We start from the raw sequence: 26,317 nt of genomic DNA on the forward strand, positions 1-26,317 counted from the left end.
ATCAGGTCAGGTGGAGAGCCTCCAAACTGCAGCATCCGTGGCCGTACCAGCGTGGCCGACTCCCCCGAGCAACAGGCCGTTCGGCGTCTTGATCAGCCCGTAGCTGTAAACAACCTGCGGAACATCCGTCTCCGGCCGCACGTCCCACCGCTCCCACTTCTGCCGATCAACCTGCCGCCAACACCCCATCGCCGGTCTATCTGTAGTCCCAACAGATCCGCACGCCCACAGCACACCATCCGCCGCCTGCGCTATCCCGGTCATCGTCGGCGCCCCATCCGGTACATATGGAGACTGCTGCCACGCTATCCCGTCAACCGACGTCCATACGGCGGGCCCCTGACGCGCCCCGGCCAATGCGGCACCAACAGCCACCAAGCCGTCGGACACCCGCGCCACACGGGAAACGCTCTGCGGACCGGTCCCGCTCAACCCGACAGCGGGCACCCGCGACCACACCACGCCATCCGCCGACGCGAGCACCGCCACATCTCCGTCCACACGATCGGTCCCACGATCAACCCCGAAGGCCAGGAATCGCCCGTCTGGTCCCACGACCACCGCGGTCAACTCCTTCACTGGCGCTCCGGGGGCGATCTCCCCACCGGGCGGCACCAAGGTCCAGGAACGGCCTGCCGCCGACGTCCACACCGCGGCACGCCGCGCCGGGCCCGTTCCCGTCCAGCCGACCGCGACGAACTTTCCTGCCCCAGCAACGACATCCGCGAGAGCGCCCTGGTTCTCGAACGGCACGTCGACAGGTGCGCCGCCGAACCATGACCGCGGTTGTTGCTTCTCCGACAACCCGACCGCGACCTGCTCCCCCGACGCCGACAGCGTCACCGACCGAACGACGTCCGCACCGTCCGGTGCGGTGATCAGTGCACCCGACAACCTCAGCGTGCCCGCAAGCGGCACCGCAGGGGTCGAGATCGCGGATGACCGGCGATCCGGCGCAGTCGACTCTTCACGGTCGCGGGACACGACGTAGACGACGCCTGCGCCGATGGTGGCGACGGCGGCCATCGTGACTGCCGCCGTCCATCGCCCGCGCGACCGCGATCCTGTCTTGTCACTGGTCCGCACCGCCACCGCGGACGGACCCATCGGCACCCGGACATCCGTCGCCGCGGTCAACCCGGTCTTCGCCAGGTCCACCTGTTCGGCCACAGCCACGACTACCGGGCTCGGAACCACCCGTGGCGGCGACGCGGGCGGGCGCGGGCGATACTCCGGAGGCGGCGCGATCCTGGGTGCCGCGGCGATCGCGGCACCCAGGCTGACCGTGTACTTCGGGTGGGCGTCGACGGCGATACCGGCGCCGAACTCACGGGACAACAGCTGACGCACCAACGGGATGCGGCTCGACCCGCCGACCAGCAGCACCGTGTGCAGCCGCGTCGGGTCGACGCCCGCTCGCGACACGACCTGGCCGAACGCGCCGACCGTGGCCTGGACGCGGGCCCGGATCAGGGACTCGAAGTCGGCACGCGTGACCAGAACCTGTCGGGTGATTCCGGGCAGTACGACCGAGATCAGCGCCTCGATGTCGGTGGACAACGCCTCTTTCGCCTCCACCACCGACTGGAGCAGGTGCGCCAGCCCAGCCGCTGCCGCACGGTCGGCTGGGTCGAACGCGGTCACATCCACCCCTGCCGCGGTACCCACGTGCCGGAACAACGCGTGGTCGAAGTCGACGCCGCCGATCGAGTCGTCACCGCCAGACTCGCCGTGAATCTCCACCCCGGTAGCCGTTTTGTGCACGACGCTGGCATCGAACGTGCCACCACCGAGGTCGTAGATCCCGATCTGCGCGCCCGGCTCCACACGTTCCTGCGCGGCGTACCAGGTCGCTGCGGCGACCGGCTCTGGCAGCAGACCGACCGACGGCAGGCCGGCGGACCGCGCCGCTTCCACGAGCAGCCCGCGTCGATAGTCCCCCCATTGAGCCGGATGAGTGAGAACAACGTGGCCCGGCGGGCCGCCCTGCCGTTCGGAGACCTTGTCCACCGTCCACCGCAACACGAATCCGAGCAAGTCGTGAGCCAGGAAACTATTCCCTCCCACCATGACTGGGATGTCGTCGCCCATTCGGCGCTTGAACTGCCGCATTTGCCGTTCCGGTTCGGCGATGCCGCGATGCGCGGCGGCATCGCCGATCATCATCGTGCCGTCCTGTCGCAGGAACAGCACTGATGGGACGGCGTTCGCACGATCACCAAGCGGCACGGTTTCCACGCGACCATCTCGCCACAGCGCTGCCGCGGTGTAGGTCGTGCCGATGTCCACGCCCAGCGGATAAGTCACCGTGCAACCGTACGGGTGCCGACCGTCCGCCGACTGTAACCAAAGCGGGACTACGGCCGATTGCCTGGTATGTACGCCTCACCGAGTACGTTCAGGTGAGTCGCTATGTCCAAGGAGCAGTCTTGACATACAACACAGGTCTGGCTGAGCGAATCGGCTGGGTACAGCGCCGCTCCCAGGATCTGGTCGGTAACGTCGAGCAGTTCATCCATGGCAAGTCGAATGTCGTGTGGAATGCCGTGGTGGCAATGCTTGCCGAGGGCCACATCCTGATCGAGGACGTGCCCGGCGTCGCCAAGACGTCGCTCGCGAAGGCACTCGCACAGTCGGTCGGCGGCACGATGCGGCGCATCCAGTTCACCCCGGACCTGTTGCCGTCCGACGTCATCGGCGTGCAGATCTTCAACACCACCAAGCAGGAGTTCACCTTCCGCGAAGGACCGGTGTTCGCCAACGTCGTGCTCGGCGACGAGATCAACCGGGCGTCGCCGAAGACTCAGTCGGCGTTGTTGGAAGCCATGGCTGAACACCAGGTCACCGTCGACGGCACGCCATATGCACTGCCCCGGCCGAATCTGGTCATCGCCACCCAGAACCCGGTCGACCAACAGGGCACCTACTCGCTGCCCGAGGCCCAGCTCGACCGCTTCATGATGCGGCTGCACATCGGCTATCCGAGCGCGGAGCAAGAGGTCCGAGTCATCGGCGACTCGATCGCCCGAAGGCTGCCCGAACAGCTGCAGTCGGTGACTACGATCGAGGAGCTGCAGCAGATGATCGACACTGTGCGCGAGGTGTATGTGGCTCCCGCACTACAGGCGTTCATCGTCAGCATTACCAGCGCCACCCGCACGATCGCACAACTCAAGCTGGGGGCGAGCCCGCGCGCCAGCAACGCTCTGGCCAATGCCGCACAGGCCAGGGCCGCTGTCGAGGGACGCCCGTTCGTCACCGCGGACGACATCAAGTCCATCGCCCGGCCCGTCCTGTGCCACCGACTGATGCTGACCCCGGAGGCATCGGTACAGAACTTCAGCGCAGTGTCCATTGTGGACAATATCTTGGCCGCAGTGCCTGTACCGCAGGCGCCGGTGGGCGTGTGAGCCCGCCGTGCCGACGAAGTCAGGTATCGCGGTCGCGGTGTGCGCGGTCGTGTTGCTGCTACTGGGCAGGCTGAGCGACTACCCTGAGCTCGTGGCGATCGGGTTCGCCTGCATGGCCGCGTTGCTGCTGGCCGGCTTCTGGATGCTGCTGCGGCCTGACCTTTCCGCGGTGCGCGAGATCAAGCCCGACCGGGTCAAGGTCGGTGAGGAAGCGCACGGAGTCGTCACCCTGACGAACGAGGGCCGCAGGCGCAGCCCTCCGATCATGGCCGCCGAGGCGGTCACGGGCAGGCCGGTCCAAGTCCTCGTGCCCAGCCTCGCGCCCGGCAAGGCGTACACGACCCAGTACCAGCTTCCCACGTGGCAACGCGGGATCTACCAGGTCGGCCCGCTCACCATCGGACACAGCGACCCGTTGCGCCTGCTGTCCGTCGGCCGTACCTATTCGACCTACTCGACCCTGTACGTGCACCCGCGCACGGTCCACGTCGAGCCCGTACCCACGGGCCAGACCCGAGACATGGACGGCCCCACGTCCAGTTACTCGCCACAAGGCGGTGTGGCGTTCCACAGCCTGCGCGAGTACGAGTTCGGCGACGACTGGCGGCTGATCCACTGGAAGTCGAGTGCCCGCACAGGTTCACTCATGGTGCGGCACAACGTGGTACCGAACGAGCCGCGGATGATGGTCGTTCTCGACACCAGCGCGGCCGCCTACACCGAAGAGTCTTTCGAGCATGCGGTGAGTGCGGCCGCGTCGCTGGCGATCGCGGCGATCCGCGGCGGGTTCCCGCTCGAGCTACGCACCACGGCGGGCCAGGCGATGGCTGCCGAACGCGGCGGCGCAGGAACGGTTCCCGCGCTGGATCTGCTGGCCTCGGCCCAGTTGTCCACCGATGATCGAGGTCTGGCCGCTCTTCCGGAGATGGTGTCCACCGACGACCGGGTGGCACTCGGCGTGGTGACCGGCCAGCCCGATATGGCCCTACTGGGTGTCCTTCCCGCCGTGCGGCGGCATTTCCTCATGCTCAGCCTGGTGCAGTTCATCGACCAGTACAACGCCCCGCCGGCGTCACTGCACGGCGTCGTGTCGCTGACCGCGCGCACCGTGGACGAGTTCGCGGGTGCCTGGAACACCTTGGTGCGCAGATGATGCCGGCCGGTGAGGCGGTGCAGGGCAATGGCGCGAGCGAGGCGACCTGGGTGACCGCGCCTGCCGGAAGTCCCGCAGGCCCTCAGGGGCCGCCCCAGTACCAACAGCACCAGCCACCCGCGCAGCACCCGCTGCCACAGCATCAGCATCCGCTACCGCCGCAACTCCCTGAGCAGGCCGAGCCCCAGGGCGCCAGCGGATTGGCTGCCTCGGCCCAGGTGTTGCTGATCGCGCTCACCTCGGCCACAGCGAGCATGGCATACCTGCGGTACTACAGCGGCACCGGTTTCCTCATCGCGACCGGCGCCGCCGCGGCGCTCGCCGCGCTCACCTCGGCGTTCTCCACAGCCCGTCGGTGGAACGCTCTCGCAGCAACTGGCCTGTCCGCGCTCGGATTCCTTGTCGTCGCGGTGTTCGTGGTGTTCCGTGCGACGCTCAGTCGCGGTGTCCCCTCCTTCGACACGTTCACCGGTCTGGGCACAGGACTGTCCAGTGGCTGGTCCCGGATGCTCAGTGTCACGGTGCCCGCCGACCCGACCGGCGAACTGGTGATCACCCCGACCCTGGTCACCTGGGTGGCGACCGCCGCGGCCGTCGTGCTCGCCATGCGCACCCGCTCCACGCTCGGCCCGGTGCTGCCGTTGCTGCTCGCGTATGGCTTCGGCGTGACCATGTCGGCGAGCCGCCCGATGCCGGGCCTCGTACTGGTCACGGTCGTACTCGGTGAACTGGGGCTGCTGGCACTCGCCCGCGCGAGCGCCGCCGATCCGTGCTCTCCGAAAATCGTCGCGCGCAGCACCCTCAGCAGGCTGTTGTTCGGCCTGCCGATCGTCATGATCGCCACGGCCATCGGGGTCGCGGGTATGCACTATGTCCCGGTGGCGACCGGCGCCGACCGGTTCGACCCGCAGACGTTGATCCCTATGCGGCTCGACATCTCGGACGGTATCTCGCCACTGGCCACCCTCAAGAGTCAGCTGCGCGAACCGAACCAGGACCTGTTCTCCCTGCGTGTGCACGGCGACCCGAAGGTGATCGACCGGGTCAGGACGTCCGCTCTCGACACCTACGACGGCGCGATCTGGTCTTCCAGCGACCGGTTCCTGCTCGCGGGCGGCACCCTGCCCGCCGATGAGTCGCTGGCCGGGCCGCGACGGGTCACCGCGACGGTGGAGATCAAGGACCTCCCAGGCCCGTACCTGCCCGCGTTCGGCGCGCCGGTCCGGGTGTCCGCGCCACGCTTCGGATTCAGCGCCCAGTCCGGCGTGGTAGTCACCGACACCCCCGCCTTGACCGGCCTTCGCTACGACGTGATCGCCGACATCGGCTCCCCGGACGGACTCGATTCGGCCGTGCCGACGATCACCGACGACAAGAACACGGCGCTGCCGCCCGGACTGCCTGTCGAGGTACAGCTCAAGGGCGTGCAACTGGCGGGTGCGGTCGACACGCCCTACGCGAAGCTATTGGCCATCCAGGACCACTTGCGCACGATGCCGTACAACCTCGACTCCCGGCCCGGCCACTCCTACGACGCCCTGCGCAGACTGTTCGGCACGAACCAGGCCGATCAGGTCGGCTACGCCGAGCAGTTCGCCGCCGCGTTCGCGGTTCTCGCACGTTCCCAAGGGTTTCCGACCCGCGTCGCTGTCGGCTACCAGCTGTTGCCCGAACAGCTGGACAGAGACACCTACAAGGTCACCACGGGCAACGCGCACGCCTGGCCCGAGGTTCTGCTCGCGGGCCATGGCTGGGTCGCGTTCGAGCCGACCGATCCGGAGCGCAGACCAGGAGCGACCCAGGACCGGCCCAAGACCGACACCGCCCCGGAGAACGATGTCCTGGACAAGGACAAATCGGCGTCGACAGCCACCCAGGACCCGAACCTCCCCCGCGTCGACACCGGCAAGCCGGGTGTCCTCGACTGGGCGCTGTGGGCGCTGATCGGGTTGGGCATTCTGCTCATGTCCGTCGTCGTCGGCGTTCGGGTGGCGAAGTTCCTGCGCACGCAGCGACGGCGGACGGGCAGCCGGGCCGCGCGAGTGCTCGGTGCCTGGCACGACGTGATCGACAGGATGGTGGAGTGCGGCCTGCCGGTGTCCGCGGCGTGGACGGCCGCCGAGGTCGCCCACGAGGCCGAGTCCCGGCTGGGCAAGGGCGCTGGATCGCTGGCAGCGCTGGCTCCGCTGGCCACCGCGGCGACGTTCGACCCGAGGGAACCAGAGGAAGAGACAGTGCAGCAGGCGTGGAGCCTCAACTCGCGGATCCGGCGGGAGCTCAAGGGCACGCGCGGGATCTTCCAGCGACTGGGCGCGTGGTTCGACCCGCGTCCGCTGTACTCCGCACGTCTTGACGGCAGACGCAGACGCAGATCACTGGACAAGCTGACGAGAGGCTGACCGATGCGCACGGGGTGGTTGAGCCGAAGAGGCAGCGCCGCGCTGCTCGCGGTCGGGGCCGGCACGGTGATCGGCGTGATGTTGCTCGTCGGCGCGAGGAACGGCCACCCCGCCCAGGACGTACGGCTGCTACCCGGCTCGGCGTGGCTGGCGTCCGCCCAGGTCGGCCAGGTCGCCTTGCTCGACGGCTCGTCGGCGGAGATCGCCGCGCAGGTCAAAGTCGCCGCTCCCGGCGACCCCATCGACGTCGTCCAGCAAGGGTCGACCGCGTTCGTGGTGAACCGCGGCAGCGGCGTCGTCACCAGAGTCGACGGGGGCGCGTTCACCGTGTCCGCGCCGGTTTCCCCGATCCCGGACGCCCGCGACGGACTCCGGTCGTTCGCCGGACCGGACGCCCTTTACGCGCTCGACACCGAGCGCGGCGTCCTCTCCGCCATGGAGGCGACGTCCCTTGCCCCACGCGGACAGCCGCTGCCACTGGCGGCCAAACTCGCCGACGGCGGCGCCACCCTGGACTCCTCGGGCACGCTGTGGGTGATCGACGACAGCACCGGCGACCTCACCATGGTCTCCGGTTCGGAGCGCACCACACGGCGGCAGGCCACCCAGGCCGGGCGCGGCAAGCTCACCTTGGTCAATGACACCGTGGTTCTCGTCGACACCGGCGCACGCACCGCGACAATGCTCGACCGGTCCACCGGTGAGCCGAACAGCGCCGTCAGCCTGGACCTGCGGCCGGACGACCAGGTGACGATCAGCGGCTCACCGCACGACGACCGTCTGTATCTGATCACCTCGCGCGGCGTACTGACGATCTGCGACATGGCAAACAGCACCGAATGCTCGACCGTGGTGCCGCTCAGCGCGGCCGACAACGACCTCGGTGCCGCCGTCGAAGCAGGCCACTACGTGCTCGTGCCCGACTACACAACAGGCCGTGTGTGGATCGTCGACCTCAACGACAACCGCGTCCTCCCGTCGCAGCCCGTGCTGACCCCACCCGGCCCGTTCCAGTTGATCACTCGCGACGGTGTCGTCTTCTACAACGACCCGAACAGCGAGCGCGCGGGCGTACTGCGACTCGACGGCACGGTCCGGCCTGCGGCCAAATACGACGCGGCAGACCCCGACAAGGGCCTCAATACACCGCCACCGAGCGCCCCACTGCAGAGCACCATCGCCACGTCCGCGCCTACCACGCAAGGAAACCAGCCCCCGCCTACGCAGCAAACAGCCGCACAACAGCCAATTCCGACGACTGGCAGGCGGCCCGGTCCTGTAACCGCGGGAACCACTGCGGTGACGACCCGGCCCACGACCGTGCCCTCGACGCCGGTGCTGCGGGTCACGCTGTCGAAGACCACGGCCGAGGTTGGCGAGAACGTCACCATGCAGGTCAGTACGACTCAAGGCGAGGCACCTATCAAGGCGCAATGGGACTTCGGCGACACATCGACCGGCAGCGGTGTCACCGTGCCCCACAGGTGGTCGGCTGCCCGTACCTATCAGGTCTCGGTGCAGGCGACGATGTCCGACGGTGGCCAGGCGACCACCTCGGTCAGCGTCCAGATCACCGATGTGCCCACGGTCCGCCTGACCATCTCGGTCCAGGGCCAAGGGCATGTGATCGCGGCGGGAGGGCGTCCATGCCCGCCGCAATGCGCCATCGACGTCAACCGTGGCACCAACATCACAATCGACGCGTATCCGTCGGCGGACCATCGGTTCGACCGATGGAGTGGCGCTTGCTCCGGTGGTACCCCGACGTGTGCCTTGCGCATGGACGCACCGGCCAACGTCATCGCGACGTTCGCCGACTTAGCCGAGCCGGAGGACTGCATTCCATACGACCCGGCAAGGCTGTCGTTGCGGCAGTTCAGCGCGGACGACTGGCGCCTGATCGGGTTCACCCGCGGCGGGGCCGAGATGTTCATGGCAAGGTTCTACAACCAGATCGACGCGAACAACGGGTTGTTGGTAGCGCGTGGCTTCGACCAGCAATGCTTCGTGGGCCGCGGCACGGACATGATCTCGCCTTACTGGAAAGGCGGATCCGGGCAGGCCGGATCGGTATCGCCGGAGGATTGCATCGGGTACCGGGCGGGCAACTTGACCATCGTCGAGACCAACGACTCGTTCGGCCACTGGTGGTCGGTTCGCGACGGCGGCCTCTTCATGTTCGCCGCACGCACAGAGCCACAAGCCATCCGCATCAAACGGGAGGCGCAACAGTGGTCTCGAGCCTGCTACATCGGGAGGTCGAGCGGTCCCATTGGCGCCGAAACCGCGTACTTCCGCTGAAGGGTCGGAGAATGCAGAGACGCCCGTGGGGAACAAGACGACGTCGGTGGGGCGTGGGCCTGCCTGCTTTCGGCGCGATAACAACTTTGGCCATGATCGCCTGGGGTGCAGGCAACACCCACCCGACCGAGGAGATCCATCTCTTGCCAGGATCGGCATGGCTGGCATCTGCGCAGGTCGGACAGGTGACCCTGCTCGACGGATCGTCCGGCGAAGTCGCCGCCCAGGTCAAGGTCGCCTCACCCGGTGACATCGTGGACGTCGTCCAACACGGCACCACCGCCTACGCGGTAAACCGCAGCACCGGCACCATTCGCAGGGTCGACGGCAGTACTTTCGAGGCATCGCAACCGGAAACTCCCATTCTGGATGCACGAGCCGGGCTCACCGCGTTCGCCGGCAAGGAGATCGTCCACGCGCTTGACCTCGACCGGGGCATCCTGGCCACCTACAACGGCAAGACGCTGCCGACACGGGGACCACCCTTGTCGCTGGGGGCAAATCTGACCGCTGGCGGGGCCACCGTGGACAGTGCGGGCACGCTGTGGGTGATCGACAACACGACCGGCGATCTCACCTGGGTCACTGACGGCCAGCGCGCAACCAGGCGAGGGGCCAGCCAGCCGGGCCGCGGTCTGATCACCCTGGCAGCCGATCGCCCGGTGCTGGTCGACACCGGCGGCCGGCTGGTCGCCCCGATCGACCCCGGGACCGGCGCGGCCCTGCGGGTACTCGCGATCGACTTGCGGCCTGAGGACATCGTGCACATCAGTGGATCACTCAACGAGTCCCGGCTCTACGTGGTCGGATCACGCGGGGTACTCGTCGTGTGTGACCTTGCCGCGAACAACTGCGACCACGTCGTCCCACTCGGTGCGGCGGGCGACTTCGGGGCACCGGTCGAGATCGGCCACCACGTCCTCGTCCCGGACTTCCGCACCGGCGGCGTCTGGATCGTAGACCTGACCGCGAACTCCGTGCGCTCCTCTCAGCCGTTGATGACCCCGCCCGCCCGTTTCCAATTGCTGACCCGCGACGGAGTCGTCTTCTACAACGATCCTGACTCCGAACGCGCAGGCGTCGTGCGGCTGGATGGAAGCGTGCGGCCCGCGGCCAAATACGACCCCACGAACCCTGACAAGGGCTTGCGCACGTCGTCTCCCGCATCAGTGGCAACCAGATCGACTCCCACAACACCCGTTGCAGTGCCATCCACGTCCGCCGGACGAACTACAGCTTCCCGTCCCACCTCATCGCAGACGGGCCAGCAGTCGACGAGCAGGCCGCCCCCGTCACTGCCACCACCACCGGTCTTGCGGATCACCGTGTCGAAGTCGATCGCCGAGGTGGGCGAGGCCATCACGTTCCAGGTTGGTACGACGCGCGGTGAGACACCTGCCAATGCGCAGTGGGACTTCGGCGACGGGAACGTCGGCAGCGGGACGACGACGACCCACCAGTGGACCACCGCACGTACACATCAGGTTTCCGTGCGGGCCACCATGACTGACCGCTCTGAGGCGACGGCGTCGATCAGCATCACCATCACCGACAGCAGCATGGTCACCCTGACCATCTCGAACCTGGGCCAGGGCTTTGTGACGGCGGGCGCGGACATCTCCTGTCCGCCGCAATGCACGATCACCGTCGCCCGCGGCTCGCAGATCGCCCTCGAGGCATTCCCGCAGTCACGCTCATCACTGTTCGACGTGTGGGAGGGAGCATGCACAGGCGCTAACCGGCAATGCGCTCTATCGATGGACGGCAACAAGGCGGCCACCGCAGTGTTCAAGTACACGGTCAACGTGGAAAACACCAATACCGCTGCGGGCAGCCTCCAGCTCAACGGAACGCCGTGCCTGCCGCATTGTTCCGGCACCGCGCGCCACGGTGCGAGGGTGACCGTCCAGGCGACGCCGAACCCTGGGTTCAGATTCTTGCGATGGGACGGGCCCTGCCCCGATCTGACCGCCGAGAACTGTGCGATCGTCGTCGACAACCACGTGTCTGCCAGAGCCCATTTCGAAGTGAGCAGGTGACTACCACGCCAATCCGGCAGACGGACCGTGTTACGTCACCCCAACCGGCAGAGTGAACGGATAACCATGGCAACACTGGTGAAAGTGACCGTCGCTCCCGCACAACTCACGCTGGGGCCGGGCGAGACGGGCGAGGTCGAGGTATCCATCCAGAACGCCAGCCCCGTCGTGGAGCACCTCGCCGCGTCGGTGGTGGGCCTGCCCCGCGATGATCTCTACCAGTGCGAACCCGCTGTGGTGAAACTGCGCCCCAAGGAGATCGGCAGCGTCCGGGTGCGGATCACCGTGCCGGAGCGCGGAATACTCATCGCGGGCCTCTACACCCTCGGGCTGCTGGTCCGGTCGCCGTACCAGCGGGAGGTGTCGCGCTGCGAGGAACTGCCGTTGGCGGTACGGGCCGTGCCCGCTCTGGCCATGGGCGTCCAGCCAGAGGTGGTGATCGGCGGCGGTACGGGTCTCTACGCAGTGACACTGACGAATGAGGGCAACACGCCCATGGGGGTGACTCTCGCGGGCGGTGACCCGGAGAACCGGGTGGGGTTCGAGTTCGAGCCTGCGCAGGCCACCCTCGAGCCGGGGACGGCGACGGGCGCACAGATCCGGGTGCGGGCCAATGCGCCGTTCACCGGCCAGGAAGTCCGCCGGGCACTGACGTTGCGGGCACACGCGGGCGACATCACCGTTGAGCGACCTGCCACGTTCGTGCAGCGGCCCAAGGTTGCGGGCGGCCTGCTGCGGGTGGGCAGCATCGCGGCCGGGATCGCGGTGCTGGCGGTCGCCGCCGTCGGCGGGGCGTTGATCATCAAAGACGGCAAGACGGACCCGGTCGTCCAGACACAGCCCGCACCCCAGTCGGGCATCTCCGGCGAGTCTGCCAAGTCGTCCGGACCAGCTGAGCCGACGAAACCTTCAGAAGCCGTATCCAGTTCGGCAGGGGCTCCGTCGTCGGCTCCTGCCACGGGTGCCACGATCGTCGATTTCAGCAGGCTCCCCGACAACAAGCCCGCAGGCGACCGCATCATCGAGCCGGACCTCTACGCCGCGCAGGGCGTCACGCTGTCCGTGGTGGCCGAGAAGGCGGCGCCGGACTGCAAGGACGCCTCAGCGGTGGCGCTGCGCACCACGGGTACCTATGGCAGCTTCCTCACCAGCGCACGGCCCGCAGGCGCCAGCCTGTGCAACAACCTGCCGGTGCGCCTGGAGTTCGCCACACCCATGAGGCAGATCAACCTCGGTGCGATCGCCACCAACGGAGAGTACGTGCTGACGGTCCGCCTCGTCGACGGCAAGCTCGAGGAAGTACGCCAGACACCCGCGCCGAACGCCGTCACGCAGATCCCGTATGAGGCGCCCGCGGCGTCGCCGATCAAGTCCGTCACATTCGGCCCTGCCGACCCGACCCAGAAGACGAAATCGTTCACCGTCATCAAGTCCATCGCACTGCTTCCGGCACAGGGCTGAGACCGTACTGCTCGTGCGGTCAAAGCAACCACGCGAGCAGCCACATGCCACCGACCGCGAGGACGGCGAGCAGGATCAGGAGGAGCCACCACCACGACCGTCGCCTGGGGACGACCGCGACAGGTGGCGGCGTGGGCGGAGCCATCCGCGGGGGAAAGGCTGCCCCCGGCCAGAGTTCCCGGCCACAGGTTTCGCACCGCTTGCGGTGCGGCGCGTTCCCCTGCCCGCACGAAGTACACAACGGCCCGCGGACCTGCATCTGCGGCGGAGGCGCGCCTAGCGGGCCGGCGGGGAAATGAGGCGGCCCCTGCGGCGTCGACGTCCCTTGGGTGCGATGTGCAGGATCGCCCGTCGGCTTGCGCACGATCTTGCGTGCGGTGTCATCGACCGGCGGCTGACGGTCGAGCAGCAGCGGGTAGCCACAGTGTGGACACAGCAACATCCCCTCCCCTGGCACATCCCGCCCGCACTCTGGACATGTCATCACCGGCCGCCGGCCGTTTCGGACCGCAACCGAAGGTCGACGCGAATCCCCGCGGGCAGTTCCTCGGCAATGAACGCCAGCACCTGTTCCCTGGTGAACAATCCGGTGTGGTCCAACTCGACCACCACCACGTCGGACGCGCTGGGCACGTTCTCCCCCGGCCCGAAGACGCCACCGGAGTCGACCACGTCGACCCGGCTGTCGGTCAACGCCTCCAACAACGTCTCGACGCCGCGACGAGTACCCCGCCACACCAGCGCCTGTCCTATGGACTTAATCATCCGGCGTTGCGCGGCACGCGCATTCGGCTCCTGCGAGGCAACATGGGACACATCGATGTCAAGCCCGACCCATGACGCCAGATAGCCGAGCATCTCCGGCGATGCCAGGTTCACGTCGAGCTCGTGCTCGATGTCGTCGACCTGGTCGCGCACCGAGTCGGCGATCTCCTCGAACGCCCGCACGAATCCGGCCACCACCTCATCGCGACCGAGCTCGACGGGAAGCTGGGCGAGCAGCCAACCAGGATCGTGCGCGGAGTCCTTCACTGACGGACCACCACCCGGTGCGCCACGGACATGAACAGCTCGTCCGGGTTGAGCGACACCCGCTGCCGCGCAACAGGTTCAGGTTGACGCTGACCGGCCAGATCGGCGAGGAACAGGTGCACCGTCTCCGCCCGCTCGATGCCGGCGACCCCACGCAACACCGAGAAGACGTCGCCGATCGACAGGTCCCCCCCGAATGGCCAGCCCTGGCCGTCTGCACCGCCTGTCACCGGGCTCACGAACCGGTAGAGCGCCGACTCCGCGTCGGCCCGCACCGTCTCCGGCCGCACGGTGGGTGAAGCGTGCACCTCAGCGACGACAGTGATTCCTTGATACGACGGCACGTCGATCTGTACCTGCGCGGTGAGCAGCCTCCGGGCGTCGAGGTAAACCTTGATGTCGTCGACCAGGCTCTGTTTCAACGCCATGTCCTGCAACCGCAGCAATTCCGGCGCGATGTCCACCCAAGGGACGACCAGTACCCGCACCGGCAGCCCCGCGCCGACAGGCGGCACGCATCTGGCCCGCGCCACGCCTCCCGCAGCGGCCGCCAGTGTCAGCCGCTCGAAGTCTTTGGCCGTCACCGCGCGGTGACCCCCGCGCAGGTACAGTGGCCCACGGATCTTTGCATTCTGCACGGACTCGGCGTCCACTCCTCCTGTGGCGGGTTCCAGGTTGCGCACCGAATCGACCGACTGGATCGCGCTGAGCAACACGGTCAGCTTGCCCGCACCGACGTTGCCGCGCGTGCCACCGCCGTAGCGGTAACCGGTGACCCAGACCTTGGCCTCCTCCTCAGGCGCGGAGCCGTAGTTACGCGCACGGCCGTCGCGGCCGATCACCCGAGGCCCGAACCGAATCTCGCCGGTCGCACCGGACCAGGTGAACACCCGGTCGTCCGGTTCCGCGTCGGTGAAGTCCGCGACCTCCGTCCACAACTCAGGTGCCGGATCCTTTCCGGGATCGAACCGGGTGCGCATCACCTCGACCGTTTCGCCCCCTCGCCTCGTCAGCACGGGCGCGCGCTTGACGACGAACACCTGGCCGGCGCGGCCGGTGCTGGTGCCGAGAAATTCGCGCGGCGCGGGCTCGGCGTGGTGCGCGGGCACAGCGCCACCCAGTCCGACGACACCGACCTGCGCGACCGTCGGGGACGTGTCGTAGGTGCGGCCGTCCTCCTTGGGCTCGACCAGCATGCATCGCACCCAGTGCGCGCGAATGGCGCCGATGGCGAGTTGTTCGTGCCTACCCGCCAACAGGATCGTCACGTCTCCGGAGGTGTTGAAGCCGTCGCTGCTGTCCGACAGGATCTGTGATTCGCGCCAGTCGCGCCCATCCCAACTCTGCCAGACCCTGGGCGGGTTACGAGGGTCGATCCCGCGGCCGCCCGCCCCGGACACCGTCACCGTGAGTCGAATGAGGTTGCCCTCCATGCCCGTGTCGAAGCCGAGATAGAGCGCGTCGCCGGTCAGCAGCGCCGGGAACACGGGGATCTGCGCCGCGTCGAGGCCGAGTTCGTCGGTGTGGTCCTCGAACTTGCCGCCCGTGCGCGACATGCATGCGGTGAGCGTCGGGTTGACCAGCACCAGGTCGCGATCGGTCATGAAGACGATCTGGTCCTCGTCCCTGGCGCGAACCGTGCCGACCTGGGTGCCCGCGGGCACCCGGATCGGCTGCTCCGGCGGCGCGGAGAGGGTGAACAGCAAGTCGGTCCGCGCCGGCGACGCCGATGCCAGCTCGATACCGACCAGCTCGAGGAACTTCACGTACAGTCGGTCCGGCACCTGGTTGAGCCGGTAGAGGATCATCTCGGTCATCCACGCGAACAGCTCGATCAGGGCGACACCGGGGTCGGAGACGTTGTGGTCCGTCCATTCAGGACAGTACGTGGTGATCAGGCGCTTGGCCTCGTTGACGATGTCCTGGAATTTGCGGTCGTCCAGGTTGGGCGCGGGCAGGCTCATGGGGCGGGTTCCTCCCGCGGGATCACGTAGAACGGGTGAACGAGGTTGCGGTGGTCGTTGGTGGCCTTGACCTGGTAGCTGATGTCGATGTGGACCACCGAACCGTCCTCGCCAGGCTGTGCGGACACCCCGACCAGCTCGATCCGCGGCTCCCAGCGGGTCACGGCCTCACGCACCCGCTGCTCGATCAGACCGAGCGTATCGGCGTTGACCGGGGCGAAGACCAGTTCCCACATCGCGCAGCCGAAGTCGGGCCGCATCACCCGTTCGCCGGGCGCGGTCGCCAGAATCATCCGCAACGCCGCGTCGATCTCCTCTCCACCACCGATGAGCCGGATGCCGCCGCCGGGGGTCAGCCGCACCGGGAAGCTCCATCCGGTACCGATCATGTCGCCAGGCCTGGCCACCGGCTCACCCCGCCAGCACATCGGTCGACCCCGACGAGATCGCCGAGGTCGGCAGGTCCACTGGGTCGTTGCAGGACATCACCTGGTCACCGGCGCGCGCGATGCCTTTGTTGTTGACCAGCACCGTCGCCGATCCCATGACCACCTTTCCCTGGTTCGACGGTGGCTTGGAGAACGACGCTCCGGGCGGCGGCAGGTGCGGCGGCTGGTTCTGCGCGACACTGTCGGTCGTGGCGACCGTAAGGTCATTGACGAACACGTCGGTCGACAGCGCGGACATGAGCTTGCCCGCGAACGGCAACGGTACCGTGGCCGGGGCGCCAGAGGCGGTCACCACCAGGTGCATGTCGATTCCGGTGATCGGATCGTTCTGCCTGGCAACAGGTTGTGGCATCGTCACCCCTAGTTGAGCTTGATTGGCCTGCCGGTCGCGGTCAGCGTGGCGTCCGCAGCGATCTCGATCTGCTGGGCCTTGAGCACGAGCTTGCGCTGCGCCGAGATCTCGATTTCCTCCGCGCTGACCACGAGCTTGCGTACAACTGCCAGCTTCGACTCCTGTTCGGCCAGGCGCAGTACGCAGTCCACATCGCCGAGCTTCAGCTCGATCGATGTGGTCGGGTCGTCGGTGAACACCAGCCGGTGATTCTTGCGGCTGGCGAGAACGCGCTGGTTCACCTTGCCGTTCTGAGTGGACGATGCCTCGGGCGGTTTGTCCTTGCGCCCCCAAAGTCCGCCGAGCACCAGCGGGCGAGCTTTGTCGTCGTTCTCGAAACCCACCAGCACCTCGTCGCCGACCTCGGGCAGCCACTGAATGCCGCGCTCGGCGCCCGCACCGGGGGCGGCGACCCTGGCCCAAGTGCTCTCATCGTCGGACAGCGTCGGGAACTTGACCTTCACCCGGCCCTGGCCGTCGCGGTCGTCGTTGTTGGTGACCAGTCCTACAACCAGGCTGCCCCACGACCGGTTCTCCTGGCTCCGGTTGGCACCCCCGCCACCGAGCAGGTCGATGAGGCCGTCGGCGTCCTTGCCGCCGCAGACGAACCGGGTCACGTACGGGGTATCGCTGCCGTAGCGGTGTTCCACGCTCGTCAGTCGGTACTTGCCCGCGAGTCTGCGGCCCACCCGATCGAGGGTGACCTCGTTGCCCGCGCCGAGCAACGGGTTGCCCGCTGCCTCACCACGCAGCACTACCAGCCCGCCACTCGCCTTGAGCAGCAACGCCTGCGCCTGCGCGTCCGCCTCGGCTTGGCTCGCCGCGGGAAACTGACCCGCGGTCCGGGTGACCTGACCGAAACTCTGCCGCGCCGCGCTCGCCATCTCGGCAGCCGCAGGCGCATCGGTGCCGTGCTCGGGCGTGGTGGCCCGGCCAGTGATAGCCCGTTTGTCCACCGGATCCCAGGCGGTGACAACGACTTCGTCGCATGCCTCAGCCGAGGAGAACCGCACGTCGAATTCGCGCAGGTTCTCGCCCCAGGTCAGCTTCGGCGGCTGTCCGCGGCCGCTGGGCTTCTCCTTGAAATGGAACGTCTGCTCGGTGATCCAGAAATCGAACCCGATGCGGCTCGCGAGCCTGCGCAGGAACGCGTAGTCGGTCTCACCGTGCTGCATCGTGTGCTCACGGACATCGCTCGTGGCGTCGATGTCCGGTTCCAGGCCGTACTCCGCGGACACACGCCGAGCGATGTCGCCGTCGGTCATGTTGGTGAAGGTGCGCGACTTCGGCCCGCGCGCGAGCCTGTGGGTCAGATCGAGTCCGGTGAGCACGAGTTCGTGCCTGCCTGAGATCCCCGGCTCCACGACGATCGCGGTGACTTCGCCCGAGGTGACGACGACAGGATCTCCCTCCGCCCGGAACGCGATCTCCATCCGGGTGCCGAACCTGAACCTGTCCTCGTCGAACAGCTCGAAGTGCGGGTCGTCGAAACGCACCTCGAACGAGTCGGGAAGCTGGACCGACTCCTCGACGTGGACCATCGTCAGGCGCCCGTACAGCTCCGTGCGCAGCGGAGAGCCGTCGACGGTGAGGATGACGCCGTCGAGCCTCCGCGGCTCGGTCATGAGATCCCGCCCTCACGGCGGCGCACCGCCGGTTCGGGGATGACCACGACCGTGCCATCGGGCAGGTCGAGTGGGTCGAGGATCTCGTTGGCCTCGGCGATCAGCCGCCACCTGGCCGGGTCGCCGTAGTAGCGCGCGGCGAGACGGTCGAGCGTCTCGCCGAGCCGAAGCTGGTGCACAGTGTGCAGGGCAGGCGTGGAGGACGTCGGGTTCTGCAACGGCAGCAGCTCTTCGTCCTTCCACTGCTTGAGCGACAGATCAGCCTTGGCACGTAAGGGTTTTCCGCTGGCGGCAAAGTAGGTGAACCTGATCTGCAGCCGCTCCACGACCGCCTTGAACGACGATGTGTCACCCCACCGGAACTGCACCCATGGCGGACGGGCGGAGTTGCGGCCACGGTCCGCGCCGGACAGGTTCGGATCGACCTTCATCACGTTGAGCAGCTTGTCGGTGTACTTGGTAACGGGCTTGCCCTCGCGGGTGCTGTCGAATGTCAGACTCATCGTCAGCGTCGCGGGCTGGCCTGCTTGGAACCTCAGTTCGGGTGCGTTCTGCCCCGGCGCCTCACCCGCGTTCCAACCGTTGGACTTGCTGATGGTCAACTCGGCCGGGTTGAACATGCATTCGATCGAGTTGTGCTCGTCACCCTCGATGAGCAGGCGGGCTTTGACCGGAGCTGACATCAGAACACCCCCGTGTACCGGCCTCCGCGCCGTTCGAGCTGGCGCAGCAGGCGTTGTTCGAGTTCGCGGGTAAGCCGGTCGATATCGATCCTGCCCGCCTGAACAGACTGCTGTCCGGCGGCTTGCTGTCCTGCCGCAGTCACAGGCACCTGATCCGCGGTCCGTCCAGCCACAGTGGACACTGTGGCCTGCGCCTGCCCCGAAAGACTTCGCGCGTCGCTTCCCGGCACGCCCGGCAGCTCGGCCACCTGGCTCAACGTCTGATCAACGGCACCACCAGCGGCCGCCAAGGCAGATCTGCCGCCGGTGGCCGAGGCGAACGTCTCCACGACAGCTGCCCGCGCCGCCGTGGCCGCCGCCTCCGCCACAGCCGCCCCTGCCCCGCCGACCGGCAGCTGGTCCACCACCCCCGCCGCCGTGGACAACGCGCCCGCCGGGCCCGACGTGAGATCCGGCCATCGCCGCACAGTCCGGTTCGCGGACAACGCCGCGCGTTCGTCGGAGTCGACCGCGCCGGTGGCCCTCCGCAACAGGAACCGCGGCCGGGTGACCGGCTGGCGCGTGTGAGTCAGCTCGTGCGCAAGAACACCGACCACCGACGGCTGGGTACTCGGCAGCTCGGGCAGATGCACGACGGTACCGGTCGTGGCTCCCAGCGCCCCTGCCTCCGCGAGCGCACGCCGAGTACGTGGACCTGTGGTGTACGAAGGCCGTTCGGTGTCACCCGCGTAGCGCCGCACCAGCGGCCGCAAGGCGGTGGGGAACGGGCGCGGCGACTCCAGCGGCACGGCCGCCACAGCAGCCCGCCATCGCTCCTCAGCCGTCCGAGCCGACAGTGGCGCCGATGTCACTCGACTCACCGGCACGAACCGTCCACGCGCGAACCCACGTCCGCTGCCGGGCGTCGGCGGATCGAATGCGGTTGGTGCGCCGGCGAAGGTACGACTACGCGTGAGCAGCCGTGCCCGAAATGCGCCGCCGGGCGTCCGCGCACCCACGAAAGTTGCTGTGCCAACGCGCACCCCCGCGGCCCGTGCACCACCTGGTGTCGGCGCGCCGACCGGCATATCAGAGTTCCTTGCACTTCTTGCCACACCCACGACAGGCGCATCCCGAACCGAAGAACTGCCCACGGCGCCGGCCCGTCGTTCTCGGCTCCGCATTACGCCTCCCGCCACGCCACCAGCGCCAACAGGGTGACCGGCCGACGTCCACCCAGGAAAGGCAGGGGCCACGTGCTCGGGGTTGGCTGCTCGGGACCGATTCCGTCCAATGAGGACTGACGATCGGGTTGGAGGAACGCTCGCCGTCGCAGCGGGGGCGGCCCGGCGCAACGCGACGCCTGTCATCAGGGCCCTCCCCGCGACAGGGAGTCGCCGCACGACACCCGGCCGAGCAGCTCCCGTCATGCTTGAACGCTGAGGCAGGAGAGGTAACTGATTGCCTCCGATCGTCCGCGGAGCCGGCGCAATGGGCATCGCGGGGTCAGCGAGACGCGCGCGAATACCGACCAGACGGCTGAGTCGCTGGATCAAGAAACGCCACCAGGGCGCTCGGATCGGCAGGTCGCGGACTCCCATCCCCTGAACGACCGGACCGCTCCGAGACGGGGACGCCAGGGAGCGGGCGACCCCGGTCAGGTGTCGGCTGCTGCTGTCACCGCTCCGCTTTGAAGCCACAGTGACACACCTCCAGCTCCTCGACCGCCGCGTCGCGCGACGACGCGGCCAGCCGGGGTCCGCTCCATTTCACCGGGAACGCGTCGACGAAGTTCCATGTGCGTACCGCTTTGCCCTTGGCATCGAGCAGGGTGATCGCGCCGTGGTGGCGTTCGACCTTCTCGTCGGCCGCCGCCAGACCGTCCCCCGAGCACTTGGCGAACCAGGCGAACAGGTTGTCGGTGTCGGTGATGCCGCGTTTGAACACCAGGTTCGGCCATTTCATCCGGCCGGGCAGCTTGTGGGTGTACTGGTTCTGCCCGCCCTCGGCCAGTTCCTCGACGTCGATCTGCACCGACAGACCGGATATCTCCGTGAACGCGCCGATCTCCAGGCCATCGATGGTCAGCTTGAACCGGCCGGTGAACGGCGGGTCGACGGTGCGCGCCGGCTTAGTCGTCACTGTCGAACCCCCGCATGAACCGCTCGTTCAGCACGCCAACCTCCTCCAGCAGCCTGACCCGATCGCCGTGTTCGAGGTCGAGCAGGTCGGCCATACCCCAATGCAGGTGGTACGCCAGGTATGCGATCTCCCGCCACAGCTCGTCGGCTGCGTAGCGGCCTAGTCCACCCCGACGACCTCCCGAGGAAAAGGGGTACCCGGTTCCACGGTCTCGAGGATTCCGGGGTCGCCGAAGTTGATGATCCGGTAGAAGTCCTGCAGGTATTGGTAGTCGCCGGCGAACAGACCTTCGACGATCTTGGTCGTGACCCGGTTCAGCGAGCCCAGCTCGGTGATCACCTTGGCCAGCACGATCACGGTCGCGAACGCCTCGTTCTCCTTGACCCGTGCGTCACGCAACGGTTCGATCTCGTCGCGAGCGCACGCCAGGCGCATCACGCCCTCGCGGTGCAGCGTGCCTTCCTCATCTACGTAGCCCTTCGGCAGCGTGAACGGGAACTCGGTGCTGAGGCTCATGCGCGAACAAGCCCTTCGTGGCAGACAGTGACCTTCTCGCAGGCCACATCGTTGGCGCCCGCGTCGAAGTCGGCGCCGCTCCACTTCGACGGCCAGCCGTTGGTGAAGTTCCAGCGGCCGACTTCCTCCATCCTCGAGTTCTTGGCGACGATGGAGCCGTTCCTGCGCGCCTTGTCGATATCGCCGTCGATGACCTCTTTGCGCCACTCCCAAAGCTTCTGTGTGCTGTCGATGCGCCGTTCCAGGGTGATGTCGGACCACTTCAGGTTGCCGGGCTGCTTGCGTATGATCGTGCGCCCCTCCTTGTTCACCTCCTTGAACTCGATGATCTCGGTCTCGGACTCGATACCTGAGACCTTCCGGAAGCTGCCGATCTCCACGCTGTCGATCTCGAGCACGAAAACGGCGGTCGTGGTCAAGTCCGGCATCTGGGTCTCCTAACGGTCCGTGGGCGCCTGCGTCACTCGGCTGTCTCAGCGCCGCCCTGCCACTGGCTGATGCGGAAGATCACGAACTCGGCGGGCTTCACCGGCGCGATCCCGACATCGACGATCAACTTGCCGTCGTCGATCGATGCCTGCGTGTTGTTGGAGTCGTTGCACGCGATGAAGAAAGCCTGTTCGGGTGTGGCGCCGACAAGCGCGCCCTGCATCCACAACTGGTGCAGGAAGGCGCTGACGGTGCGTCGCACCCTTGCCCACAGGTCGGGGTTGTTCGGCTCGAACACCACCCACTGCGTGCCGCGACGGATGCTCTCCTCGATGAAGATGAAGAGCCTGCGAACGGGGATGTAGCGCCAACTCTGGTCCGACGCGGCCAGCGTGCGGGCGCCCCAGACTCGCATCCCGTTGACACCGAACGAGCGGATGCAGTTGACCTGCTGAGGATTGAGCAAGCTCTGTTCGCCGGTGGTGACATCGGTTTCGAGCCGGATGATGCCCCGGCACACCTCGTTCGCCGGCGCCTTCCAGACACCACGTGCGGCGTCAGTGCGGGCCCACACGCCCGCGACATGACCGCTCGGGGGAACCGTGACGAACTTGTCCGCTGCGGTCGCACCCGGCCGGGCCAACGGATTGGCCACGATGAGATGCGGGTAGTACGCCGCACCGAACGCGCTGTCGCGGGCGAGGTCAGTCCGCCAGTCGAGCGCACCTTGGGCCGTAAGCCCTGGTGGCGCGTCGAGTATCGCCATCTTGGTGCGGCTGTTCTCGCACCAGTCGACAAGCTTGCCCTGCGCGGCCAGGTACAGGTCGCGGTCGAACGAACCGTCCGGTTTCGTGGCGATAGTGATCAGGTCCGGAATCGCCACCATCGTCACATCTTCGGCGATCGCCAGCCCCTGGTAGCCGGTGCGTTGGGTCTCCGAGCCCTCGAAGTCGTCGGGCGTCACGCTGCCGACCGGCGGGGATACCGGGTCGACGGCGTACCTGCCGGGTGCAGGCGACCGTTCGGCCAACGACACCCCAGGGCTGCTGTGCACCGCGACCCTGATCAACTTCGACTTCTCGTTGACTATCTTCTCGACACCGCGCTGGCCCTTGCCGACACTGACGTTGGGGAACTCCTCGGTGATCTTGCCGTCGACGATCACCCGGACCGTGAACGCCTGGCTGGCCTCCTGGCCCTCCTCGGGCGTCTCCTGGTCGATCTGGACCTCACAGGAGAGGGCGTCGAGGGCTTCTACTGTCAGTGATTCGAGTTCGGCGTTGCCCGCGGCTGGCAACGACCGCCGCGAGACGGCCTCGCCATTCTCACGTGGAATACGCACCACATAGCAGACACCGCCGCCGTTCTCGAAGAATCCCTTCACCGCGAATGGCAGTCGGCTCCCTACAACGAATCCACCGAAGACCCGCTCGTACTGCGGCCAACTGGTGATCAATTGCGGCCGCACCCCAGTAGCGTCGGAAGGATCACCTTCGTCGGGGTTGTACGTCGCGGTAAAGCCGATGAACGACGCTACCGCGGTGCTCACGCCTTGCAGCGGCATCGACCCGCTTGGCCGCTCCTCGATGTAGACCCCTGGCGCGCCATATGTCGCCGCCATCGCCCGCTCCTTCGCTGGCCGCGCAACACCACGGCCGACTGGTCCGGTCGTCCTAACTACGTCATCGCGTCTTCAGGCGCGGCCGTAACACCGGCGGAACTATCTGCCCATGATTCGGTCCCCTGGGTTACGAGACGGGGGCTAATAGTGCCCACTCGCAGCACCGCCCACAACGGCCAAAACACCCATGTCAGGTCGACGGCAAGACACTTCGCTCATTCGGTCTAACATCCAGGCTCGCAAAGCACCGAGGAGCCATTCCTGGTACGGCAGCCGCACGTAGGTGATCTTAGCGGGACTGTAAAACGAGCGGCTCTGGCTCGTAGTCGGTGGTGACGACGAGTAGCTGTTCGCGATCATGATCTTGTGATGGCTGTCGATTCCCTTGTGGGGACGGTGTTCTCCGGACTGTCAGCGTTGGTTATCGAGGACGTGACGGAGGTCAGCGGCATGGTGGTGGTCACGGCCCGCAGTCGGGATGTGGCCGTGCCGTGTCCGGTCTGCGGGACTGCGACGGCGAAGGTGCACGGGTATCACCAGCGGACGGTGAAGGACGTGCCGGTCGATGGCCGCCAGGTCGTCGTCCACCTGCGCGTACGGCGGCTGGTCTGCCCGGCTCGGAACTGCCCGCGGCAGACGTTCCGGGATCAGATTCCCGGACTGCTGGAACGCCATCAGCGCCGCACGGGTGCGGCTTGTCCGGCAGATATCCCATGTGGCGCAAGAGTTGTGTGACCGTGCGGCGGCACGCCTGGCCGGCTTGCTCGCTGTGCCCATGTCCCGTAGCACCGCGTTGCGCCGTCTGCGGTGCCTGCCGCTGCCCGCTTGACGATTCCGCGGGTGATCGGCGTGGACGACTTCGCCCTGCGCCGCCGCCAGCGCTACGCCACGATCATCATCGATGCCGAGACCGGCCGACGTGTCGCGGTCCTGCCCGGTCGCGACGCCGCCACCCTGGAGTCATGGCTGCGCAAGCACCCCGGTGTCGAGATCGTGTGCCGCGACGGCTCGGCCACCTACGCCGAAGCTGTCCGCCGAGCCCTGCCCGACGCGGTGCAGGTCAGTGATCGATGGCACTTGTGGCGGAATCTCTGTGACAAGGTTCTGCTCGAGGTACGCGCGCACGCCGGATGCTGGGCCACCGTCAACCCGCCCCGCCCCGGCGGCGTTCACGAGCAGACCACTCGTGAACGCTGGAACAAGGTCCACGATTTACTCGGCCAGGGGGTCGGTCTGCTCGACTGCTCCCGCCGCCTCGGCGTTGCCCTGAACACGGTCAAACGCTACGCCCGCATGCCCGAACCTCAGGCCCTGCGCATCACCCCGACCTACCGCCCGACCCTGGTCGACCCCTACCGCGATCATCTGCGCGCCCGCCGCGCGGCCGACCCCGCGGTCCCTGTCACCCAACTGCTCGCGGAGATCCGCGAACTGGGCTACACCGGCAGTGCCAACCTGCTGGTCCGCTACCTCAACCAGGGCCGAGCCGAAGGCGACCGCCCCGTCACGACCGCCCGTCACGCCAGCCGCCTCCTGCTCACCAAACCCACGAACCTGCGCCCGAAGGACACGACCCTGCTGGAGAAAATCGCCGCAGCCTGCCCAGAAATGACCGCACTCGCCAGGCTGATACCCGGCTTCGCCGCACTGCTGACACCGGCCGCGGGTAACGACATGAAGCTCACCGAGTGGATCGCGCAGGCGCGCGCAGTCGATCTGCCGCATCTACGCAGACTCACCAACGGTCTCGAGATCGACCGGTCCGCAGTGGACGGTGCCGTCACCCTGCCCTACCACAACGGCCGCACCGAAGGCGTCAACACCCGCACCAAGAGGATCATGAGACAGATGCACGGACGCGCCGGATTCAACCTTCTCCGCCACCGCATCCTTCTGCCCTGACGGCCACTCCACGTCACCACCGACTACGAGCCAGAGCCGCTCGTTTGACACACCCGACAAGCCCGAACGAGGCAAGACCGGCAAGCGCATCGACGCCGTACCTACGGCCGCGATGGCGGTCGGCGGCTGGAAGCTACGTGGCTCGAAGGTCAAGAAGTCGAGCCGGATGATCGTGTTGGGGTGACGGCCAGGTCGTTCACCTTCGTTGCCTCAGAACGCATCCGGGTGCGAAGCGCATCCAGCGCGTTGTCAGCGTCGGTGGAGTCAACTTCGTTTCCGTAGTAGTGCTGGGTTTGAGAAGCGAACTCGTGCATGCTCTCCAAGCGGTAGAACCACTGTTTCAGGTTGACGATCAAGTCTCGCAAGTCTGCGGCGACCTCTTCAGTCCCTACAAGGTCTACGCCAACCAGACCGTTTCGCGCCGCCAGCTCCAGACCCGGGAAAGCCGCGCGGTCCGGCCTGCGCTCGTCGTCTGGGTTGTAGAGATAGGCCTGGTAGGCCTCCAGTTCGTGGTGCCACTGCTGTGCCCTTAGCAAGGCCTCGGCGTAGGCGGTCATACGAGCGTCGTGCACGCGTTGCTCTTGCTCTCGTGTCCAGGCACGCTCTTCGCGGTCGTGCTCCAGCTGCCACCGTTTGTCATCACGTCGAGCGGTCATCCATGCGCCGAACAGCGCACCGCCGATCGGGCCGAGGATCGCGATGACGGCCAGTGAGTACGTCACCCACAGTGGAACGTTCGACATAGCGGGCACCGTACCTGCGTAGGTGGTGTTCGGATTGTCGATCTCTACCAAATTCGAGCTGTCCCCCGAACAGTGGGT

20 protein-coding genes and 1 pseudogene are annotated in these 26,317 nt (G+C 67.2%); 7 read left to right on the forward strand and 14 right to left on the reverse strand.

Annotated features, from left to right (window positions below; all coding sequences use genetic code 11):
- Positions 1-6: 6 nt before the first annotated feature.
- Positions 7-2,307, reverse strand: a complete 2,301-nt coding sequence (locus ABZ345_RS44315; RefSeq protein WP_359861265.1) for an Hsp70 family protein — start codon at positions 2,305-2,307, stop codon at positions 7-9.
- A 122-nt stretch (positions 2,308-2,429) separates the two neighbouring features.
- Between ABZ345_RS44315 and ABZ345_RS44320 the strand changes: the two genes are divergently transcribed.
- From ABZ345_RS44320 to ABZ345_RS44345, 6 genes are all read left to right on the forward strand, one after another.
- Entirely contained in the window at positions 2,430-3,410 is a 981-nt protein-coding gene (locus ABZ345_RS44320; RefSeq protein WP_359861267.1) for a MoxR family ATPase, read from the forward strand.
- 7 nt (positions 3,411-3,417) lie between these two features.
- A complete protein-coding gene (locus tag ABZ345_RS44325; protein ID WP_359861269.1) occupies positions 3,418-4,563 on the forward strand; it encodes a DUF58 domain-containing protein in 1,146 nt (381 codons plus the stop codon).
- Positions 4,560-6,962, forward strand: coding sequence for a transglutaminaseTgpA domain-containing protein (locus ABZ345_RS44330; RefSeq protein ID WP_359861271.1), 2,403 nt, complete (start codon positions 4,560-4,562; stop codon positions 6,960-6,962). Before ABZ345_RS44325 ends, ABZ345_RS44330 begins: the two co-directional genes overlap by 4 nt.
- A gap of 3 nt (positions 6,963-6,965) precedes the next feature.
- Positions 6,966-9,263 carry a PKD domain-containing protein gene (locus ABZ345_RS44335; RefSeq protein ID WP_359861272.1) on the forward strand — a complete coding sequence of 766 codons (2,298 nt, stop codon included), beginning with the start codon at positions 6,966-6,968 and terminating at the stop codon, positions 9,261-9,263.
- 53 nt (positions 9,264-9,316) lie between these two features.
- Entirely contained in the window at positions 9,317-11,302 is a 1,986-nt protein-coding gene (locus tag ABZ345_RS44340) for a PKD domain-containing protein (RefSeq protein WP_359861273.1), read from the forward strand.
- Positions 11,303-11,386: 84 nt separating this feature from the next.
- Positions 11,387-12,763 carry a hypothetical protein gene (locus ABZ345_RS44345; protein WP_359861275.1) on the forward strand — a complete coding sequence of 459 codons (1,377 nt, stop codon included), beginning with the start codon at positions 11,387-11,389 and terminating at the stop codon, positions 12,761-12,763.
- 483 nt (positions 12,764-13,246) lie between these two features.
- Here ABZ345_RS44345 and ABZ345_RS44350 read toward each other — a convergent pair whose 3' ends face one another.
- From ABZ345_RS44350 to ABZ345_RS44405, 12 genes are all read right to left on the reverse strand, one after another.
- The gene (locus tag ABZ345_RS44350; RefSeq protein ID WP_359861277.1) at positions 13,247-13,795 is read right to left on the reverse strand and encodes a phage tail protein; all 549 of its coding nucleotides are present in this window, start codon (positions 13,793-13,795) and stop codon (positions 13,247-13,249) included.
- Positions 13,792-15,759, reverse strand: coding sequence for a putative baseplate assembly protein (locus ABZ345_RS44355; RefSeq protein ID WP_359861279.1), 1,968 nt, complete (start codon positions 15,757-15,759; stop codon positions 13,792-13,794). The genes ABZ345_RS44350 and ABZ345_RS44355 overlap by 4 nt, the downstream gene beginning before the upstream one ends.
- The gene (locus tag ABZ345_RS44360; protein ID WP_359861280.1) at positions 15,756-16,166 is read right to left on the reverse strand and encodes a GPW/gp25 family protein; all 411 of its coding nucleotides are present in this window, start codon (positions 16,164-16,166) and stop codon (positions 15,756-15,758) included. The genes ABZ345_RS44355 and ABZ345_RS44360 overlap by 4 nt, the downstream gene beginning before the upstream one ends.
- Before the next feature lie 4 nt (positions 16,167-16,170).
- Complete coding sequence (locus ABZ345_RS44365; protein WP_359861282.1) at positions 16,171-16,560, reverse strand: PAAR domain-containing protein; 390 nt, start codon at positions 16,558-16,560, stop codon at positions 16,171-16,173.
- 8 nt (positions 16,561-16,568) lie between these two features.
- Positions 16,569-18,224 carry a VgrG-related protein gene (locus ABZ345_RS44370; RefSeq protein WP_359861284.1) on the reverse strand — a complete coding sequence of 552 codons (1,656 nt, stop codon included), beginning with the start codon at positions 18,222-18,224 and terminating at the stop codon, positions 16,569-16,571.
- Positions 18,221-18,907: a tail protein X gene (locus ABZ345_RS44375; RefSeq protein ID WP_359861286.1), complete on the reverse strand. Its 687-nt coding sequence runs from the start codon at positions 18,905-18,907 to the stop codon at positions 18,221-18,223. Before ABZ345_RS44375 ends, ABZ345_RS44370 begins: the two co-directional genes overlap by 4 nt.
- Complete coding sequence (locus ABZ345_RS44380) at positions 18,907-19,767, reverse strand: DUF4157 domain-containing protein (RefSeq protein WP_359861287.1); 861 nt, start codon at positions 19,765-19,767, stop codon at positions 18,907-18,909. The genes ABZ345_RS44375 and ABZ345_RS44380 overlap by 1 nt, the downstream gene beginning before the upstream one ends.
- A 796-nt stretch (positions 19,768-20,563) precedes the next feature.
- Positions 20,564-21,028, reverse strand: a complete 465-nt coding sequence (locus ABZ345_RS44385; RefSeq protein WP_359861288.1) for a phage tail protein — start codon at positions 21,026-21,028, stop codon at positions 20,564-20,566.
- On the reverse strand, positions 21,018-21,293 hold the full coding sequence (locus ABZ345_RS44390) for a DUF6760 family protein (RefSeq protein WP_359861312.1): 276 nt from the start codon (positions 21,291-21,293) through the stop codon (positions 21,018-21,020). Before ABZ345_RS44390 ends, ABZ345_RS44385 begins: the two co-directional genes overlap by 11 nt.
- Positions 21,188-21,544, reverse strand: coding sequence for a hypothetical protein (locus ABZ345_RS44395; RefSeq protein ID WP_359861289.1), 357 nt, complete (start codon positions 21,542-21,544; stop codon positions 21,188-21,190). Before ABZ345_RS44395 ends, ABZ345_RS44390 begins: the two co-directional genes overlap by 106 nt.
- Entirely contained in the window at positions 21,541-21,972 is a 432-nt protein-coding gene (locus ABZ345_RS44400; protein WP_359861290.1) for a phage tail protein, read from the reverse strand. The genes ABZ345_RS44395 and ABZ345_RS44400 overlap by 4 nt, the downstream gene beginning before the upstream one ends.
- Positions 21,973-22,004: 32 nt before the next feature.
- Positions 22,005-23,594: a phage tail sheath C-terminal domain-containing protein gene (locus ABZ345_RS44405; RefSeq protein ID WP_359861291.1), complete on the reverse strand. Its 1,590-nt coding sequence runs from the start codon at positions 23,592-23,594 to the stop codon at positions 22,005-22,007.
- Between the two features lie 369 nt (positions 23,595-23,963).
- Here ABZ345_RS44405 and ABZ345_RS44410 point away from each other — a divergent pair.
- Positions 23,964-25,496 (forward strand): annotated as a pseudogene (locus ABZ345_RS44410) (ISL3 family transposase).
- A 149-nt stretch (positions 25,497-25,645) separates the two neighbouring features.
- Here ABZ345_RS44410 and ABZ345_RS44415 read toward each other — a convergent pair.
- Positions 25,646-26,239 carry a hypothetical protein gene (locus ABZ345_RS44415; RefSeq protein ID WP_359861292.1) on the reverse strand — a complete coding sequence of 198 codons (594 nt, stop codon included), beginning with the start codon at positions 26,237-26,239 and terminating at the stop codon, positions 25,646-25,648.
- Positions 26,240-26,317 lie beyond the last annotated feature (78 nt).

This window comes from Lentzea sp. NPDC005914, assembly GCF_040629405.1.
GTDB lineage: Bacteria > Actinomycetota > Actinomycetes > Mycobacteriales > Pseudonocardiaceae > Lentzea.

Bases quoted from the DNA above. Each gene is read 5' to 3' on its own strand.
- ABZ345_RS44330 (WP_359861271.1), top strand. From the start codon at position 4,560: ATGATGCCGGCCGGTGAGGCGGTGCAGGGCAATGGCGCGAGCGAGGCG.
- ABZ345_RS44355 (WP_359861279.1), bottom strand. From the start codon at position 15,759: ATGAGCCTGCCCGCGCCCAACCTGGACGACCGCAAATTCCAGGACATC.
- ABZ345_RS44365 (WP_359861282.1), bottom strand. From the start codon at position 16,560: ATGCCACAACCTGTTGCCAGGCAGAACGATCCGATCACCGGAATCGAC.
- ABZ345_RS44335 (WP_359861272.1), top strand. From the start codon at position 6,966: ATGCGCACGGGGTGGTTGAGCCGAAGAGGCAGCGCCGCGCTGCTCGCG.
- ABZ345_RS44395 (WP_359861289.1), bottom strand. From the start codon at position 21,544: ATGAGCCTCAGCACCGAGTTCCCGTTCACGCTGCCGAAGGGCTACGTA.
- ABZ345_RS44415 (WP_359861292.1), bottom strand. From the start codon at position 26,239: ATGTCGAACGTTCCACTGTGGGTGACGTACTCACTGGCCGTCATCGCG.
- ABZ345_RS44370 (WP_359861284.1), bottom strand. From the start codon at position 18,224: ATGACCGAGCCGCGGAGGCTCGACGGCGTCATCCTCACCGTCGACGGC.
- ABZ345_RS44400 (WP_359861290.1), bottom strand. From the start codon at position 21,972: ATGCCGGACTTGACCACGACCGCCGTTTTCGTGCTCGAGATCGACAGC.
- ABZ345_RS44405 (WP_359861291.1), bottom strand. From the start codon at position 23,594: ATGGCGGCGACATATGGCGCGCCAGGGGTCTACATCGAGGAGCGGCCA.
- ABZ345_RS44375 (WP_359861286.1), bottom strand. From the start codon at position 18,907: ATGTCAGCTCCGGTCAAAGCCCGCCTGCTCATCGAGGGTGACGAGCAC.